Genomic DNA, 18491 nt, shown 5'->3' on the forward strand with positions numbered 1-18491 from the left:
CATATTCACGAACAGAAATGCCCTTATAAATCATGAAATAGGAGTGCTAAAAATATCATCTACCGATAATAGAATTAATCACGAATAACATATCTGTTCTGAGCCAAGTCGAAGTATGACCAATTAAAAAGAATAAACATAAATGAAAGTCAATATAACCATCGATGATAAAGTCTATGAGGTAGATAAGGACAACAACGTGCTCGAAGCTTGTTTGTCGCTTGAAATGGATCTACCTTATTTTTGCTGGCACCCAGAATTGGGATCGGTGGCCGCCTGTCGGCAATGCGCTATTATGTCGTATAAAAACGATGATGATAAAAAAGGCAAGTTGGTTATGGCTTGTTTGGAACCCGTGAGGGAGAATATGCGCATTTCTCTTACAGATCCAGAGGCCTATAGTTTTCGCGCTCATAATATTGAAGCCTTGATGGTTAATCATCCACATGATTGTCCCGTATGTGACGAAGGTGGCGAATGTCATTTACAAGACATGACGGTCATGACAGGGCATAATTATAGACGCTATCGGTTTAATAAAAGAACCCATAACAATCAGTACCTCGGCCCTTTTGTTAACCATGAGATGAATCGGTGCATCCAGTGTTACCGTTGCACGAGGTTCTATAATAACTATGCTGGAGGAAAAGATTTTGATGTGTTTGCAGGTCATGATAACGTGTATTTTGGTCGACATGAGCCAGGTACTTTGGAAAATGAATTTAGTGGCAATCTGATAGAGGTTTGTCCTACAGGTGTTTTCACTGATAAAACATTAAAAAAACATTTCACACGAAAATGGGACATGACTAATGGCCCTTCCATTTGCCATAATTGTTCCTTGGGTTGCAACATTATTGCGGGCGAACGTTACGGAAGTCTTAGAAGAATCAGAAACCGCTACAATGGCGATGTGAATGGTTATTTTATATGTGATCGTGGCCGGTTTGGCTATGAATATGTAAATAGTGAAAGCCGACTTATCGCTCCTTTTAAAATAGAAAAGGGCAACCCTTCGCCCATAACAAAGGAAGAAGCGATTAAAGGCATCAAAGGAATTACTGATGATGCTAATCAATTAATCGGCATCGGTTCCCCAAAAGCTTCACTCGAATCCAATTATTTATTACGTCAATGGGTGGGAGCAGAAAATTTCTATGCTGGCATTCCAACTTCTGAAGGGAAGTTAATCCAACAAATCATTAAAATATTGAAGGAAGGATCGGTAAGAACGCCTTCACTAAGTGAGGTTAAAGATTATGATGCCGTTTTTATCATCGGGGAAGATGTGACCAACACCGCGCCCATGTTAGCGCTCAACCTGAGACAGGCCGCCAAAAATAAACCCAATGAAGAAGCAAGGGAATTAAAGATTCCCGTCTGGAATGATGCCGCCACACGCGAAGTTGTGCAGGAAGCAACAGGGCCATTTTATATAGCCACAGTCCATGTGACGAAATTGGATGACATTGCAACCCAATCGTATTATGCGCATCCGGATAATATTGCACGTTTGGTATATGCGGTTTCCGCGTCGGTAGAGACGCAATGCATTGCGTCTCCACTGGTTGTTGAAATTGCCAAAGCCCTGCTAGCAGCGAAAAAACCATTGATCATTGCAGGCACAAGTCTGTACAGTGAAGTCCTAATACAGTCAGCAGCAACATTGGCATATACATTAAAAAAACAAGGTAAAGATCCGGGATTGGTTTATATCGCTCCCGAAGTGAATTCCATTGGTTTATCTCTGCTAACAGATCAGTTTTTAGAAGATGCAATAGATAAATCAAATAAAGCCGATGCAACCATAATCCTTGAGAACGACCTATATCAACGTAAAGATAAAAGTAGTATAGACGCTTTTTTAAAGCACCAAAAAAATATCATAAGCTTTCATTACTTAGAAAATGCCACAACACATCAATCTAAATATGTTTTACCTGTAGGAACATTCGCCGAAGCCGATGGCACCGTCGTAAACAATGAAGGCCGAGCACAACGATTCTACCGGGCGCATCAACCTGATAATGATATCCAGAGTAGTTGGGAGTGGATTCAGGAAATTATGATGGATAAATGGGGACCGGCAAGCTTTGATGACATTGTAAATGATATGATACAGGAATTCCCAGAATTGAAACCGGTGCAAGATGTCGCTCCTCTGGAAGGATTTAGGGAAGGCACACAAAAAATTCCCCGTGAACCGCATCGCTATAGTGGAAGAACTGCCATGCACGCTGATATGAATGTGAGCGAACCTAAACCGCCCGAAGATCCAAATTCTGCACTTTCCTTTACGATGGAAGGTTTTACCGGAGTGCCACCACCGTCGATTACACCTTTTTACTGGACACCTGGCTGGAATTCTGTGCAAGCGCTCAACAAATATCAGGTTGAAGTTGGCGGGCCATTGCAAGGAGGAAATCCAGGTAAGAGATTATTTGAACCAAAGGAAACTTCTGATTTGAGTTTTTCAGATCATAGGCCTTCGGAATTTTTTCCAAAACAGGATGTTTACTGTGGCCTACCATTGTATCATATTTTCGGATCTGAAGAATTGAGTGCCCAAAGTCCAGCTGTAATGGAACGGATTCCTCAAGCATACATCGCGCTTAACGACGATGACGCCATTAAGAATAATCTCCAGGAAGGAGATTTAATCGAAGTTACTATTAAGGACGAAAAAAGACAATTTCCTCTAAAATTTCATAAGGAAATCCCAATAGGAATTTTGGGTTTGCCAAAAGGATTAACGGAAACGGCAGGCATCGATTTTCCTTTCGAAACCATAATAAAACGGATGAGTCATGAATGAAACATTTAAATTAACGCTTATTGCGCTAGCAATACTGCTGGTGCTTGTCAGCATCGCAGCTGGTCTAATCTGGGTAGAGCGAAGAATGCTTGCTGCCTGGCAGGATCGGTATGGCCCAAATCGAGTTGGCCCTTTTGGACTGCTTCAGGTTTTGGCCGACATGATTAAATTGTTTTTTAAAGAAGACTGGATCCCTCCATTTGCTAATAAAATCGTATTTGTTCTGGCGCCGACTATCGTGATGGTAACGATCTTGCTCAGTTTTACAATCATTCCATTTGCACCTGGAATTTTGGTGGCAGACCTCAATATTGGAGTGCTCTTTTTCCTGGCCATGTCATCATTAGGGGCGTACAGTGTGGTGCTGGGCGGTTGGGCATCCAATAATAAATATTCCCTTTTAGGTGGCGTTCGAGGCTCAGCCCAAATGATTTCTTACGAAGTTTTTATGGGACTTTCCCTGATGGGCGTTGTTATTATGGCCGGTTCGTTCAACATGACCGATATCGTATTGGCACAGGAGAAGATATGGTTTTTTATTCCTCAATTTTTAGGGTTTATCATCTTCTTTATTGCTGGCCTCGCTGAGACGCATCGGCTTCCTTTCGATCTTCCTGAAGCAGAAAATGAATTGATTGCAGGCTACCATACAGAATATTCTGGGATGAAATTCGGGATGTTCTTTGTTGGAGAATACCTCGGCATTACGTTGATTTCGGCACTCATTACGACCCTGTTTTTTGGAGGATGGCTGGGGTTTGGATTTTTGCCACCAGTTGTTTGGTTTTTAATTAAAATGTTCGCTTTTATTCTGTTTTTTATTTTGTTGCGGGCGTCATTGCCCAGACCAAGATATGACCAGTTAATGACTGTAGGATGGAAGATACTTTTGCCACTTTCACTTTTGAACCTGTTGGTAACTGGTGCGTTTGTACTGTATTTTAATTCATAATGGATTTTGGATCACATAAAAAAATAATCTCATGTTCAGCATTATAAGATCAATTTGGTTGACGTTTTTACATATGTTCCATAAGCGGGTGACGATTGAGTATCCCGAGAAAAAAGCATATTTAGCACCACGATGGCGAGGCAGAATTATACTTTCTCGTGACCCAGATGGGATGGAACGCTGCGTGGGGTGTTATTTATGTGCAGCGGCCTGTCCTGTAGATTGTATTTCACTTCAGGCGACAGAAGATGATGAAGGACGACGATATCCTGAGTTTTTCCGTATCAATTTCTCGCGGTGCATCTTTTGTGGCTATTGTGAGGATGCTTGTCCTACGTATGCTATCCAATTGATTCCCGATTTTGAAATGGCCGAATATGACCGTCAGAATCTAGTGTATGAAAAAGAGGATTTGCTGATCATGGGGCAAGGAAAATATCATGGCTATAATTATTACAAGCATGCTGGGGTTGCTGTAGGAGTCAAAGAAAAAGGAGAAGGAGAACAAGAAGATCAACCTGTAGATGTGAGAAGGCTTATGCCATAAAAATCAATAATAAGATGGAAATATTCTTTTACATAGCGGGTATTTTGGCCATTCTTTCCACACTAATGGTGGTTGTCGCAAAAAATGCAGTACATGCCTTATTGTATTTCATTGTGTCGCTATTATCAGTTTCGGTGATTTTTTTCATTTTGGGCGCACCTTTTATCGCGGCTTTAGAGGTGATCATTTACGCCGGTGCCATAATGGTTTTGTTTGTTTTTGTGATTATGATGTTGCATATAGATAGTTCAGATGACGATAAAGCATATGATTTTATGAAGCCAAAAGTCTGGATCGGGCCGTCTATTATCGCCTTGATTTTGGTGGTCGAGATGTTATATATGTTATTCAGTGATAGCTATCATCCCATGGCAAATCACACGATATCTCCCGAGGTAGTAGGCAAGTTAATGTTTACCAAATATGCACTGGTCGTTGATTTGGCTGGGTTTTTATTGACGGCCGGAATTGTGGGCGCCTACCATTTAGGGCAAAAAGAACGAAAAAATCTCCACAGATATCTAAAGGAAGAACATGATAAAATAGAAACTTCATGAATATACCTATGGAATATGGTCTTTTACTGGCAGTGATTTTATTCTGCATCGGATTGGTGGGTTTACTCATACGACGGAATATTATATTCATGTTGCTATGTATAGAAATCATGCTCAATGCTGCAGGATTGGCCTTTGTGGTGGCCGGTGCATCCTGGGGACAAGCGGATGGGCAGGTTATGTTCATTTTTATATTGGCGATGGCCGCTGCTGAGGTTTCTGTGGGCCTAGCATTGATTATACAGCTCTTTAAGCAATCGGGATCGCTGGATGTGAGCAAAGTCAATAAAATGAAAGGATGATAAAAATGCAGTAATATGAAGGATCTTCTTTGGTTAATTGTGGCATTACCTTTTGCAGGAGCACTCATCCTGGCATTTGCTGGTGGAAAATTGCCTCGTGCCCTCAGTGCCGCAGTCGGAGTTGGATCTGTCAGTCTTTCAGCGATTTTGACCTTAATTGTGGGCTATGAATTTTTGGGTGATACTACGCCTTATCTTCAGGTGGTCTGGCAATGGTTTGACGTTTATGGTTTGTCTCCAAATATTGGATTCCATCTGGACACTGTTTCGCTTATTTTTATTTTTATTATCACTTTTGTCGGGGCTTTGATTCATTTGTATTCGGCAGAATTTATGTGGAAAGAGGAAGGCTTCGTGCGCTTTTTTGTCTTTATGAACCTGTTTGTTGGCTTAATGCTAATACTCGTTTTGGCAGATAATTTACTCTTTCTTTATCTGGGATGGGAAGGGGTAGGTTTATGCAGTTATCTGTTAATAGGGTATTGGTATAAAGATCCAAAAAATGGTTATGCTGCGAGGAAAGCATTTATTGTAACACGCATAGGCGATGCTGCCCTCGCTGTCAGTTTTTACATCCTATTCATGAGTTTTAATACGCTAAATATCCAAAATATACTTATGGAAGCTCCTGAAACATGGACGGTAGGATCAGGTATTGCAGTGGCTACGGCTTTTTTACTATTGGGAGGAGCGGTTGGTAAATCGGCACAACTTCCTCTGCAAACCTGGTTGCCCGACGCCATGGCGGCACCTTCGCCAGTTTCAGCATTACTCCATGCTGCTACAATGGTCACCGCTGGGGTTTATCTGATTGCCAGAACGCATGTGTTATTTGAAATTGCTCCCATCGCACAGCATACGGTTGCTATTATCGGAGCGGCCACATTGCTTATTGCAGGTATGTCAGCATTGTATCAGCATGATATAAAAAAGGTATTGGCCTATTCTACGATATCACAAATTGGTTATATGTTCCTGGCGCTGGGAATAGGAGCATGGTCAGCAGCTTTATTTCACTTTATGATTCATGCATTTTTTAAAGCACTTTTGTTCTTGGGAGCGGGAGCTGTGATATGGGTGATGCGGGATGAACATAATATGTTTAAAATGGGAGGTTTGTGGAAAAAATTGCCCATAACTTTCTGGACGTTCTTGATTGCTTCAGCATCTCTTTCTGCTTTGCCCTTAATTACGGCAGGATATTATAGTAAAGATAAAATTATATGGTTGGCTTATGCCAGTGATAAAGGATCGAAGGGCTTATGGCTGGCTGCAATAGTAGGTGCTTTTATTACTGCACTTTATACTTTTCGAATGGTTTTTCTTACGTTCTTCGGAAAAGCGAAGGCTGAACCTACACATCGTCCTGGGTGGATGATCACTATTCCTTTGGTGGTCTTGGCCTTTTTCTCGTTCGCCGGAGGCTTTATCGAATTGCCTGATAATATGGGACATCTGACATTAGTTTCAAATTTTGTAGAAAAGACCTTACCGGCAACCACACTTTTGTCATTACAACCTTCAACGGAATTGATTTTCCAGATAATATCTGCAGTCGTTGCTTTGGTAGCGGTTTTTATAGCTTACAAACTCTTTTTTAACAAACCGTTTCCTGCTGCTGTGCCCCAACGAAATGCAATACAACAATTTTTCTTTAAAGGATGGGATTTTGATTTGGTTTATGACAAACTGATTGTAGAGCCCATGGTGTTTTTGTCTAAGATTAATAAAAATGATATTATCGATAAGTTTTATACAGGATTGGCATATATCGCCAGACAGTTAAACGTCTTATTGAGTGCTACTCAAAATGGCCAGTTACGTTGGTACGCCATGATTATAGCGACGGGAGCAATACTTATATTAACCATAATCTTTTTTCCATGATACTCGTTTGGATCCTCATATTGTTGATAGGAACAGGTTTGCTGGCTTGGCTAGCAAGCAGATGGAGCACTTTTCTTCCTAAGTTGATTAGTCTTGTTGGGACACTTGTGTATTTTGGGATTACACTGTGGTTATGGCTTGGACATGATTCAGGTATCGATAGTGAGGGATGGATTATTAGTTATACCGGGAATTGGATGCCATCTTTTGGTATTCAGTTTAAACTTGGGATGGATGGACTGAGCTTGCTGATGTTACTACTGACTTCTTTTTTGAGTGTGATTTGCGTATTGGTCTCATGGAAGGAAATAAAAACAAGGGTCGGTTTTTTCCATTTTAATCTGCTTTTAGAATTGGCGGGAATTACAGGGGTATTTCTTGCCTTGGATCTGTTTTTATTTTATTTCTCTTGGGAATTGATGCTAGTGCCCATGTATTTTCTGATCAGTATATGGGGGCATGAAGATCGAATTTATGCTGGTAAAAAGTTTTTCCTGTTCACACAAGCAAGTGGTTTGTTGATGCTTCTTGGTATTTTGGGATTATATTTTATCCACGGACAAAATACGGATGTATATACCTTTGACTACGAACAGTTGTTGGGTACTGTTATTCCGAAGGGAACAGCTTTTATACTCATGCTTGGTTTTGTAGTTGCTTTTGCCGTTAAACTCTCTACCGTGCCGCTCCATAGTTGGTTGCCCGATGCGCATACCCAAGCACCTACTGCAGGTAGCGTGATCCTTGCAGGTTTATTGCTAAAAACTGGTGCTTATGGTTTGATACGATTTGCCTTGCCATTATTTCCAGAGGCATCTCATCAGCTTGCACCTCTGGCAGTTTTATTAGGCGTTATCAGTATTTTATATGGCGCTAAACTCGCATTCGCGCAAACCGATTTTAAGCGGCTAGTGGCCTATATCAGTGTCAGTCATATGGGTTTTATTTTGTTAGGCATCTATTCTTTTAATGAGATGGCTATGCAGGGCGTTGTCATGCAGATGATTGTTCATGCGGTCAGTACCGGTGCACTGTTCATTATCGCAGGATCTCTTTACGATCGCATCCATACCAGAGATTTGGCTCAAATGGGAGGACTGTGGCGTCAGGTTCCTAGAATGGGAACAATGGGGTTGGTATTTGTAATGGCTTCCATGGGATTACCAGGACTTGGAAATTTTATTGCAGAAATTTTAATTCTGATTGGGTCTTATCAAGGGCCTTTTAAAGTGCTGACCATCATCGCGACCATGGTTCTTATAACAGCTACAGCCTATGCACTTCGAATCATTCAGAAAGTATTTTACGAAGAAGAACGTAAAGTCTGGGTGATTCCAGATTTTGGGGTGCGTGAAATGATCGTCATGCTTTCTCTTACGGGTGTCATTCTTTGGTTAGGTTGGTATCCTTCATCGGTATTGCGTATGTCTGAAGTTCCGGTGCAAAAAATGATTCAGGAAGTTAGGATGTCGAAGTCAGGCGAAAAGGAAGAACTTGGAAGTATCGATAAAAATACCGTTTATAATGGGGGAGACTTTCTGAATGAAAAATCTATGGATGTGAAAAAGGAAAATCAGGCTCAAAAAATTAAATCAATCAAAACTGAATAAGACATGTCAGAACAAGATATAACCAGCTTATTGCCAGTTGTGATTCTATGCGGAGGAATTCTTTTGACTCTGCTTTTAATCGCTATGCGGCGCCGTCATGTTTTGACATTTGCATTGACCTTGGTTATTTTGCTGGCTTCACTGATCGCGGTATTTATGAGTTGGCCTGAGACATCTTATGCTATCAGTGATCTTTTTATTATTGATGCTTTTGGTTATTATTACCTGGCCTTGATTTTGTTAACCACTTTTGTTGTGGCCATTTTTAGTTATATCAGTTTGAGAGATTTTTATCCAGAAAAAAGAAAAGAAGAGTTCTATCTCTTATTGATGTTGGCGAGTTTGGGTGCGGGAATGTTGGTTTTTAGTACACATTTTATAACCCTTTTTGTGAGTTTGGAAATCTTGAGTATCTCCTTATATACGCTCATCGCTTACTATAGAGAAAGAGAAAAAGCCATTGAAGGCGGATTGAAATATCTGATTCTCGCCGCTTTGGCAGCAGCATTTTTATTGTTGGGAATGGCTTTGGTTTATGCTGCTTCTGGCACGATGTCCTTCAGCGCATTGTCAACAATTTCTTCCGATTTAACAGGCACGTCACAGGTGATGCTGATTGCCGGAATTGCCTTAATGATTGTAGGTATCGGATTTGAGTTGGCGGCTGTTCCTTTCCATATGTGGACACCAGATATTTATGAAGGCGCTTCCTCGCCGATAAGTGCATTTATTGCATCAGTTGCCAAGGGAGCCATTGTAGCCATATTATTAAGGTTTTTTATATTGGCTGACCTGTATAGATTTGAAAATATTGTATGGGTATTCGCAATTCTATCTGTTCTTTCTATGGTAGTGGGCAATTTATTAGCGTTGTTGCAAGATAACGTAAAGCGGATGTTGGCGTATTCCTCTATTGCTCATTTCGGATATTTATTGGTGGCTATCATTGCTGGTGGAGAAATGGCTGTTCCGGCAGCTACATTTTATCTAACAATATATGTAATCTCTATCCTGGCGGCTTTTGGATTAATTACACTTGTTTCCAAATCAGAGGAAGAGGCGATTGATATTGAAGATTACCAAGGATTGTTCTGGAGGAAGCCATTTTTAGCACTTGCCTTTACCGTGAGCTTGCTTTCCTTGGCCGGAATACCTTTAACTGCAGGTTTTACAGGTAAGTTCTTTGTTTTGACAGCAGGAGTAGGGCAATCTCAATGGTTGCTTGTTATCGCTTTAGTGATAGGAAGCGTTATAGGTTTATATTACTATTTGCGAGTGATTGTTGTGATGATGCGTCAAGAAAAGGATGTCGTTCCTACCATACGACTGGACCCAAAAGGCGAGAGCAAAGTTTCTTCACTTCTTGCGGGTAGTCTGGCATTGATGCTCTTAACGGTATTTATGATTTGGTTGGGTGCCTATCCAAGTTGGCTTTTGGATATTATCAATGGTCTGCCTTGATACAGAATTTCTTGGGTACGGTTTGGGCTAAAGCCCTTTCCTCTTCACTTTTATGCCCCGAGCTAAAGCATGGGGTTATTGGGTTTTTTAACTTTGAATAACCTACAGCATTAGCTGGAGGTCAGAAAATAAAAAGTAAAAGGCTTTAGCCAAAAAATCCTATTTTGGTACAGTTGGGCTAAAGCCCTATGCTCTTCTACATTTCTATATCCCGAGCTAAAGCTCAGGTTTATTGGGACTTAAATTTATTGTTTTATGATGCCATTTAAAACAATAGTATAAATCAAACCAATAAAAATAACCGCCCATACACCAATGGCAAAAAACACGAAAACTGAAGAAATACCCATTAAAAAAGGCAACGCTATAGCTTCAGATAATCTTAGGGTACATACGGTGTACATGCCCAAAGGGAATACCATTCCCCAATATTGGGAGTTATATCTCAATGGCACTTTTTTTATAATATGTCGCCATACACCCAAAATTAAAATCAACGGAATCCACCAAGTTCCAATAGCCCAAAACAACAATGTGAATCCTTTAAGAAAAGGAAGTAATTCGGTTAAAAAAGGCCATTTTTCAGCACTGATAATGAGAGCAGAACCTGCTAAAACAGTAATGGCATCAGCACCCATGTTGATCCAATACGGAGGGCCGAGCTCTTCGGCATGTAGATTGAAAAATATAAGTCGATAGATGATCAGTGTTATGATGATGATATAAAACATGCATCCGCATAAAAATAACATAAGAGAGGAAAAGAGAACTTCTTCATGAGAAAATGGCAGAAATTCCTCCAATTGCGTAATCAATATGGAAACTGCCTGCGTAGCAACTACAAGTAGAAGCCATGTGCCACTTATTGCTTTTATTGTTTGCTTTTTGCGCTTTTGTATAAGAATGGCAAACAGTGAATAGCTAAGAGTTATCCAAGACAAGAATCCTATTATTAAAAAGAAAATCCCCATCTGATGATTATTCTCAATCAAAAAAAACTGGTTACCAAGGATACAACTTGCCGCAACAAAAGAAAGAAATCCCATGTTTTTTCTGTCGTCAATAACGTCAGATCGAAATTCCTTTTTGTAAGAAATAAAACGAATAATGAATAAAATACAAAGTATGAGATAGGCAATCCCATTAATATAAAACAGTGTGCTGGCCAAAAGTGAATAATGGTATAAATGAGCAGCAATAGATACAATGCCCGTTGCCATAACCATTGAGAAATAAGCTGGGGATAATTCAGCGATACCACTAAACAAACGGTTTGACTCCATCTGTTTGTTTTCTTCTATTGGTTTAAAATTTTTTGGCATCGTCATTTAGCTTCAAAAATTCTTCTTATTCCTGTTTTCTATGGGAAATTCTAACTGTTTGTTTAAATCTTTAATCGTAATGAATTGGTAATCTGTAATATGATATTTTTTGATTATTTGTGATAATAATGATGTTCGGATGATTAAAATGAGATTTAAGGCATTACTGTTAATAGTCGTTTTTATAGCCAAAGTTGTTGCTTCGTGAAATCCGTCCGATTGTAATTCTAGTTTGCCCAGCTCATCAATGATGATATATCTTGATTTATTGTTTTTTAGGGCTTTTTTTAGGATGCTATTTCCTGTTTTAAAAGCAGACTTTAAAAAGTGGTAACGACCAACAGATATCGTATCGGCCGTTGCCAAATCTGTTTGCATTTTAAAACTATCTGTGGTATGCACATCTAAAATATAGCGGTAATTATTTTCGTCTCTTGGCGTCAAAATTCCAAAGGTGTCTTTTCGGCCTTCTGACCATTTTAACAAGGCATTGGTTTTTCCTGTTTCGATATGATCAGAGAGTATATAAATCATTCTTTCGTATGGTCAAAATAGAGACTGTAAGCGATACTTTTTGCCAGGAATTGCGATAGTCTGTCCCATCCTTTAAAGGGTTTGCAGTCTTTCCATGATTGATGTATAATGGCTTTTAAGGAAGGAAAGATATTTAATATGCTCTGAACGTTTGCTTGATAAAATTGACGTTTTTTTGAAAGTGACTTATTTAAAGATTTTATTAATAAAGGCCCTAATACAGTGTACCAAACAATTAAAATCAAAGTACTGCGAGTTATTAAATAAACAGCCTTTTGCCAACCTTGAGAATCATTATTAAAATACAGAATCGGTAGAAGCACAACAATCATCAGAATTGTATATAAGATGATTTTTTTATTCTTTTTTTTGGGAGATTTAAGCTCCGAAATGACTATGTCTAATTTGAAATCCATCTGCGAGATGTGCATCTGCTGTAATAAATTCAGAGTTCGGATGATTAAAAAACCTACTAGAATACCACTTATGAAATAGGTCAGAAGAAAAGTATATGCCAAGGTTTTGCTGTTTAAATTGAACGAAAAAAAAGACAATTGCTTTTCAATCCAAGCCATATAAATATCTAAGGCTTCCCAAAGTGATTGTCCGAAAATAATAGTTAAGGTGATTAGTTTTTGGAGTCCAGATTCCAGAAAAGTGACAGCACTTAAACTAATAATTGTAAGCTTATTAATAGAAAACAGGCTATACAAGAGCATTCCTAAGAAAGCCTGAAAGGAAACCGCAACATATGCGGTAATTGGCGAATAAGGACTAACACCAGCTTTGATCAATAAAACAATGGTTAAAGCTTTGAGCAATGTTGACCAAATATGAGTGGTGTAAAAAGCAATTAAGGTAATGAGCAATACCGAAATACCGCCAACAAGAATTCCAGTAAAAGGCAGATTAAAAGCATGCATTAAACCTCCTAATGCACATTCGTTTAAAGCCCATAATGCTGTTAGGCGTTCAACAGCCATTTGACTGTTGATTCCATTCAATTTCAGAAAAGCTTTCTCTTTAATCATTTTATGATTTTAATGGAATTTTTATTAGCCTTAAATTATGTAAAAACCCAGTTTGAATTTGGTCGGATAAGTATGTACATTCAATCCTTTTCCTTTCTCCGAATAACTGGGAGCTAAAAATTTTTTGACACTAATTACACGAATTTTCACAAATTCACTCGGTTACTGATAATTCGGTCATAAATTATTTGCTATAAATTTCAAAAATGCAACAGACTTTTAGTCTGTTTTAAAAAAATTTGATCGTATTTTACTTCATATTGACTTATTCATTTTTGATGAAGAATTAAATGTGGTAAACAAATTTTAAACTTCCAGAGCTGTAGTTAAAGTCAATAAAAACACGGATTCTTCCATGGCCTCTACACTATGATTTAAACCTTCATGCAAGGCAATCATTTGGCCTGTTTTTAAAATTATGGATTCGTTGTCGGTACGGAAATTTATTTCACCTTCAAGGACTTGTACGCTTATAATGCCATCGGCGGTATGTTCTTGCATGAAAGCGTCTTTATGAAGAGCAATCAACACCATACGTAAACCATTGGTCTTGTAAACAGTAATGGCATTTCGGTCGCTGGTTTGCCAAGTGGCCTCCATTTTTAACTGTTTTTTAAATTGAGGAATATCTATGCTTACCAATGGTGCGTCCATAAGTCGTCGGCCTTCTGGTCTTAGATCTGTTGGGTCATTATACTTTTTTTCCATGACTATGACTATTAATGGACATCAACAAAATTATTACATGACAAAAGACATTGAGACGTATGATTAAGAACTCTGACAATTTTCAGTTGAAAGTCGGTCGTTTCAATATTTTTTACACTTATGGGCAGCACTGAGCTTCTCGAAGTATCTTAGGTCTTAATGTCTTAAGTCATTTTTATATTTCTAAACGGATAGGCCGACATAACTTTAATGTGTATCTCCTTTTTCTATTAAATAGAAGTTTTTTAAAGTTATTTTCAACTTTTCTTAATTTAAATGGGACCGAAGCATCCATGCGGTTTTTTCATGATATTCCAATAATCCGGTAATATAATCGCTGATGTCCTCTGCTTTTAACTTATCGGCAGTAGGTCTAATATTTTCTCTTAAAAAAATAATGATACTTTCGTGGTCTTCCAATAATTCGGCAAAGAGCGATTTGCTATCGTTCTTATCCAGAGATTTTTCAGAAAGATGGGTAAGTTCAAGATATTTAGAAAGTTGCCCCGGAGCATAATGTCCGATTGCACGAATCCTTTCGGCCACGGTATCAACAATTTTCTGTTGTTTGTTATAGAGTGTTTCAAGATAGACATGAACGGTATGAAAATCTGGACCTTCGACATTCCAATGGGCATTAAGCGTTTTGTTATAGAGCAAAAATTCATCTGCCAGTATTTTTGATAACTGCTCAGCTAGAGCTTCTCTATTTTTATCGGAAATTCCGATGTTAGCTTTTTTCATTTTATTTAAGTTTTAAATTAATTACATGAGTGATTTTAGTGTTTCCTTTCATCTAATGCCTTTATCATTTCATCTGAAATGCTATCACTGGAAATTCCATAGCCATTAATCAATACGCCTTTCAAATTGTGTTTTGGACACGAAATGGCAAAAACAATGGCTTCGTCAGCAGGATCTGATTCTCCTTCAAAACGGTAATGTTTATCTACAATAAATTCTCCAGGAAATATTTTTAAATGAGTGCTCATGCATTCTAGGTAGCTTTGTTTTAGATTAAAATCTATCGTATATCCTGCGTCGTTGAGAAAATTGGTAACCTCCGAAAGCGTGGTCATCGTGTTATTAGTTGTCATGGTGCATGTTTTAGTGTTCGTTAATCTATCTGAAATTATATGTTTTAAAAGGATGTCCTTTACGATTTTTAACTATCTGCCAGTAAGTCAAAATATTCGTCATCTTCATTTTTTCCGCCAAAGCCTTTGCCTAAATCTTTAACTGATTTTACAAATTCGATACGTTCTATCCATTTGACCATCTTATAGCCTAACTGATTTTCGACACGCAACCGCAATGGTGCGCCATGTCCAATGGAAAGCGGTTCATAGTTCATTTCCCAAGCTAATATGGAATCAGGTTTCAGGCAATTGTCCAGTGTATGGGTATCGTAATAGGTGCCACCGTATAATCCTTCGCCGAACGAGAAAAAAGCAACGGTGGTTGCCTCTGGATTTGGTTTTACCAAGGCGATGATTTTGCTTAAAGGTAATCCGCCCCATTCAGCAATACCCGACCAGCCTTGGATACAATGGTGCATGGTAATGTTTTGATCTTTGCCCATTTGTTTTAGGTCTGCGAGGGATAATTCTACTGGATTTTCCACCAAGCCTTCAATCTTAAGTTTGTAATCTGCAAAGTTGTTTTGAGCCAAGTTTCTCCACTCCGCTGAATCCGGTTCTTTCCCATTCAGCCAGAAATAAGACGTAATATCCTTTTTCTGATAGTTTTTTTTAACTTTAAAACGGTTGATGGTGTATTTCCAAAGTCGTCCGTTTATCGATGCTTGCAGGTATTGCAGAGAACGTTGTTTGTGCCATGAAAGCCAATGGGCTAAAAAGGCAAAAGCAATCGTTGATAAAATAATGGCTATTCCTATATAAAGTCCAGTATAACTTTGTGCATTATCAGTTCCCAGTACAATGTGGTTCATGTTTCTGACCAATCCTGTGGCCGCTATCAAGCTGATATGGATAATAATAAAAATGCTAAACGCAATCAATACTAAAAAGTGAATGGAACGGGCGCTTTGTCGGTTGCCAAACAATTTTGGATACCAATGAAAACGATTTTCTATGGCAGGCGACATCGCCATTCCTGTGAGCATGGCAAGGGGCGCCAAAATAAATATCGTTCCAAAATAGGAGAGTTGCTGTATGGCATTATAATGATAAAATCCATTGGGTTCAAAAGGAAAATTAAAGGTGGCATAATGCACAAAAACATTCCAAGCGTCTGGGACAATTTGCCATGATACAGGAACTAACCGTTGCCATTGATTGGTGTAAAACAAAAGAAAAATAAAAACAGCGCCGTTTAAAACAAAAAAGGGAACGGTTAGAAAATGCCATACTCTTGCAATTCCCACGGTGTGCTTGTAACCTGGCAAACCCGCAATGGGACTGATATAACGGGCATCTTCTTTGGCGGTCCAAAATTTATCCTTGGGAATTTTTAAAGGAGTAAATCGTATCCATTGCTTTTCGGGATCGCTTGAATTATTCCAATACAAACGCGGATGGTCAAACAATATGGAAAGTCCGCTTCTTATAATCAACATCAGAAAAAAGAAATTGACCCAATGACTGAGGTTAACCCATATGGGGAAACCTGAAGCTTCGTTCGGCGTTATCGTTGAAAGTACAGCGGAAGGATCGGACGGTAAACCAAATACCAAATATTGTAGCCATGCCGCGCCGATTACACCAATTAAAAAGACCAGCAAAATCAGCTTCATATAAGGTTTCATTCCTAAATGGAATCTTCTATCTTCAGGATAATGAACTGCTTTTTCGGCCTCTGTAAAATGTGGTATCATTCGTTAGAATTTCAAAGATAATTTTGCTGCGAATCATCAAGTGATGATCATCTTCCATCCAAAACTCGTCGGGTTAATTTTTTTATGAAAGTTAATTTGAGGAATCTTGTTCTTGCTTAAATGAGAATGGTTTTGGTTAATCCTTCTCTAATAATTTCTTCTGTTCTAAGTATTGTTCTGTGGTTATTTTCCCTGCAGCATAGCGCTTTTGTAAAATTTCAAGTGGGGTATCTTTCGTTCTTCTGTTTCCAGGAATGTTCCAGGGTGTAAAGAAAATCCAGAAAATAAAAATCATCCAGATGAACCACCATATGATATGCATTCCTCCAAAATTATAACCGTGATAAATGTCCATGACTTTTGTTTTTTAATTAGTGAATAGGTTGGCTTTTTCCTAAAGTTTCACTGTTGCTAAGTCAACTAGATGGTAGTTTGTTACTGTTAGTTTTATTCGCCTTTGTCTTCCTCAAGATCCTTATGATTGTCGCCTCCTAAACTGTAATAATTGTTTTCTTCATCTTCGCTTCCGGCATTATTTTCTTTCTCGTCAGCTTTGGATCCTGGTATGTCAAGGTCTTCGCCGGTCATGTCCTCACAAAAATCCTTTTCGTTTTTCTTCCCGGGTTTAAATACTTTATGCTTGACTTTTTTAAGATCTTCAGGATCTAAATCGACTTCTTTTTCATTGTTGAAAATATCTTCGGATGGAGGATAATGTGGATAACCTGGAAAATCTTGGTTTTCTGATTTATCTTTTGCTGGACTATTTTTTTTGCTATCCGATGGTTTTTGTTTATCGGATTTTTTATCTGTATTTTTCATTTTATCTTGTTTTTTGATTAAACTTTTACACTTTATAAAAACTCTAAATCTCTTTCGTTTGCTGATGAAATAGATTTCTCCAGTATTTCAGAATATTCTCCAGAGCAGGCTAATCGATTGCAAATGGCACGATGGTGCAATGCTTTTTGTGCCCTTTTAGAGTTTTCTTCTTTCCCATTCCAAATATCCATTGCAGGATACTGCAGGGCGCGACTAAAAGAAAACGTAAGTGCCCATGGCATTTCTGATTTATAGTTGGCATTCATCGCATTTAAGCGCTCAGAAGCCTGTTGTGAAGTTTGTCCGCCAGATAAAAATGCTATTCCTGGCACCGATGCGGGAACGGTTCGCATTAAACACTTCACTGTGGCATGTGCAATTTCTTCGGTGTTACTTTGGTCTTGGCAATTTGAACCTGGCAAAACCATATTGGGTTTTAAAATGATGCCTTCGGTTAAAACGCGCTGTTTGTACAATTGATCAAAGACCGTGTGTAATACATGCTCAGTAACGGAAAAACACCTTTTTAAATCATGTTTGCCATCCATCAAAACTTCTGGTTCAACGATTGGCACTAAACCCGCTTCTTGGCAAAGCGCTGCATATTGTGCTAAAATAATGGCGTTATTTACAATACCGCGTCGTGTGGGAACTCCGTCGTCAATAGTGATTACGGCGCGCCATTTAGCAAAGCGAAGTCCCATTTCACTGTATTCAGCTAAGCGTTCTCGCAAGCCATCCAAACCTTCAGTTATTTTTTCTTCCGGAAAACCGGCCATGTCTTTTGCACCCATGTCCAATTTAATTCCGGGGATAATGCCCGCGTTTTTAACTGCTTTAACGAATGGCGTACCATCTGAAAGTTTTTGCCGAACAGTCTCATCATATAATATAGCGGCGTTGATGCCTTCGTTAAGTCCGGGAGTTGTGATGAGCATTTCGCGGTAAAGCAGACGCATTTTTGGAGTTTGCGGAATATCCAAAGCGGCAAATCGTTTATTGCACGTGGGATTGCTTTCGTCCATGGCGATCAAGCCCTTGTTACCGGTAACCATGGCTTGCGCAGTTTTTATGAGTTTGTCTTGATTCATTTTATTTTGGTTTATA

18 protein-coding genes are annotated in these 18491 nt (G+C 38.8%); 8 read left to right on the forward strand and 10 right to left on the reverse strand.

Features of this window, described 5'->3' with window-relative positions:
• Nucleotides 1–142 precede the first annotated feature (142 nt).
• Genes nuoG through ABIQ28_RS08210 form a run of 8 tightly spaced genes read left to right on the forward strand, consistent with a single transcriptional unit; the run spans nucleotide 143 to nucleotide 10131 of the window.
• Complete coding sequence (gene nuoG / locus ABIQ28_RS08175) at nucleotides 143–2815, forward strand: NADH-quinone oxidoreductase subunit NuoG (RefSeq protein ID WP_348036399.1); 2673 nt, start codon at nucleotides 143–145, stop codon at nucleotides 2813–2815.
• Nucleotides 2808–3767, forward strand: coding sequence for an NADH-quinone oxidoreductase subunit NuoH (gene nuoH / locus ABIQ28_RS08180; protein ID WP_348036400.1), 960 nt, complete (start codon nucleotides 2808–2810; stop codon nucleotides 3765–3767). Before nuoG ends, nuoH begins: the two co-directional genes overlap by 8 nt.
• A 31-nt stretch (nucleotides 3768–3798) precedes the next feature.
• Nucleotides 3799–4314 (forward strand): NADH-quinone oxidoreductase subunit NuoI, encoded by a 516-nt coding sequence (gene nuoI, locus ABIQ28_RS08185; RefSeq protein WP_348036401.1) that lies wholly within the window; start codon nucleotides 3799–3801, stop codon nucleotides 4312–4314.
• A gap of 14 nt (nucleotides 4315–4328) precedes the next feature.
• Nucleotides 4329–4871 (forward strand): NADH-quinone oxidoreductase subunit J, encoded by a 543-nt coding sequence (gene nuoJ, locus ABIQ28_RS08190; RefSeq protein ID WP_348036402.1) that lies wholly within the window; start codon nucleotides 4329–4331, stop codon nucleotides 4869–4871.
• Nucleotides 4868–5173: an NADH-quinone oxidoreductase subunit NuoK gene (nuoK, locus tag ABIQ28_RS08195; protein WP_348036403.1), complete on the forward strand. Its 306-nt coding sequence runs from the start codon at nucleotides 4868–4870 to the stop codon at nucleotides 5171–5173. The genes nuoJ and nuoK overlap by 4 nt, the downstream gene beginning before the upstream one ends.
• A 15-nt stretch (nucleotides 5174–5188) precedes the next feature.
• A complete protein-coding gene (nuoL, locus tag ABIQ28_RS08200; protein WP_348036404.1) occupies nucleotides 5189–7060 on the forward strand; it encodes an NADH-quinone oxidoreductase subunit L in 1872 nt (623 codons plus the stop codon).
• The gene (locus tag ABIQ28_RS08205) at nucleotides 7057–8670 is read left to right on the forward strand and encodes an NADH-quinone oxidoreductase subunit M (protein WP_348036405.1); all 1614 of its coding nucleotides are present in this window, start codon (nucleotides 7057–7059) and stop codon (nucleotides 8668–8670) included. Before nuoL ends, ABIQ28_RS08205 begins: the two co-directional genes overlap by 4 nt.
• Before the next feature lie 3 nt (nucleotides 8671–8673).
• Nucleotides 8674–10131 carry an NADH-quinone oxidoreductase subunit N gene (locus ABIQ28_RS08210; protein WP_348036406.1) on the forward strand — a complete coding sequence of 486 codons (1458 nt, stop codon included), beginning with the start codon at nucleotides 8674–8676 and terminating at the stop codon, nucleotides 10129–10131.
• Between the two features lie 245 nt (nucleotides 10132–10376).
• Here the strand turns inward: ABIQ28_RS08210 and ABIQ28_RS08215 are convergent, their stop codons facing one another.
• From ABIQ28_RS08215 to ABIQ28_RS08260, 10 genes are all read right to left on the reverse strand, one after another.
• Nucleotides 10377–11453: a tellurite resistance/C4-dicarboxylate transporter family protein gene (locus tag ABIQ28_RS08215; RefSeq protein WP_348036407.1), complete on the reverse strand. Its 1077-nt coding sequence runs from the start codon at nucleotides 11451–11453 to the stop codon at nucleotides 10377–10379.
• Nucleotides 11454–11465: 12 nt separating this feature from the next.
• Entirely contained in the window at nucleotides 11466–11987 is a 522-nt protein-coding gene (locus tag ABIQ28_RS08220) for a nucleoside-triphosphatase (protein ID WP_348036408.1), read from the reverse strand.
• Complete coding sequence (locus ABIQ28_RS08225; protein WP_348036409.1) at nucleotides 11984–13018, reverse strand: hypothetical protein; 1035 nt, start codon at nucleotides 13016–13018, stop codon at nucleotides 11984–11986. The genes ABIQ28_RS08220 and ABIQ28_RS08225 overlap by 4 nt, the downstream gene beginning before the upstream one ends.
• Nucleotides 13019–13324: 306 nt before the next feature.
• A complete protein-coding gene (locus tag ABIQ28_RS08230; protein WP_348036410.1) occupies nucleotides 13325–13726 on the reverse strand; it encodes a cupin domain-containing protein in 402 nt (133 codons plus the stop codon).
• Nucleotides 13727–13993: 267 nt separating this feature from the next.
• A complete protein-coding gene (locus ABIQ28_RS08235) occupies nucleotides 13994–14470 on the reverse strand; it encodes a DNA starvation/stationary phase protection protein (protein ID WP_348036411.1) in 477 nt (158 codons plus the stop codon).
• Nucleotides 14471–14505: 35 nt separating this feature from the next.
• Nucleotides 14506–14823 (reverse strand): phosphoribosylpyrophosphate synthetase, encoded by a 318-nt coding sequence (locus ABIQ28_RS08240; protein ID WP_348036412.1) that lies wholly within the window; start codon nucleotides 14821–14823, stop codon nucleotides 14506–14508.
• A gap of 68 nt (nucleotides 14824–14891) precedes the next feature.
• On the reverse strand, nucleotides 14892–16562 hold the full coding sequence (locus tag ABIQ28_RS08245) for a molybdopterin-dependent oxidoreductase (RefSeq protein ID WP_348036413.1): 1671 nt from the start codon (nucleotides 16560–16562) through the stop codon (nucleotides 14892–14894).
• A gap of 136 nt (nucleotides 16563–16698) precedes the next feature.
• Nucleotides 16699–16917 carry an SHOCT domain-containing protein gene (locus tag ABIQ28_RS08250; RefSeq protein ID WP_348036414.1) on the reverse strand — a complete coding sequence of 73 codons (219 nt, stop codon included), beginning with the start codon at nucleotides 16915–16917 and terminating at the stop codon, nucleotides 16699–16701.
• A 92-nt stretch (nucleotides 16918–17009) separates the two neighbouring features.
• Nucleotides 17010–17384, reverse strand: coding sequence for a hypothetical protein (locus ABIQ28_RS08255; protein ID WP_348036415.1), 375 nt, complete (start codon nucleotides 17382–17384; stop codon nucleotides 17010–17012).
• A 32-nt stretch (nucleotides 17385–17416) separates the two neighbouring features.
• On the reverse strand, nucleotides 17417–18475 hold the full coding sequence (locus ABIQ28_RS08260; protein ID WP_348036416.1) for a class I fructose-bisphosphate aldolase: 1059 nt from the start codon (nucleotides 18473–18475) through the stop codon (nucleotides 17417–17419).
• Between the last annotated feature and the right edge of the window lie 16 nt (nucleotides 18476–18491).

Origin of the sequence: Gelidibacter sp., from assembly GCF_039916245.1 — a bacterium.
In the GTDB taxonomy this organism is placed as follows: Bacteria; Bacteroidota; Bacteroidia; order Flavobacteriales; family Flavobacteriaceae; genus Gelidibacter.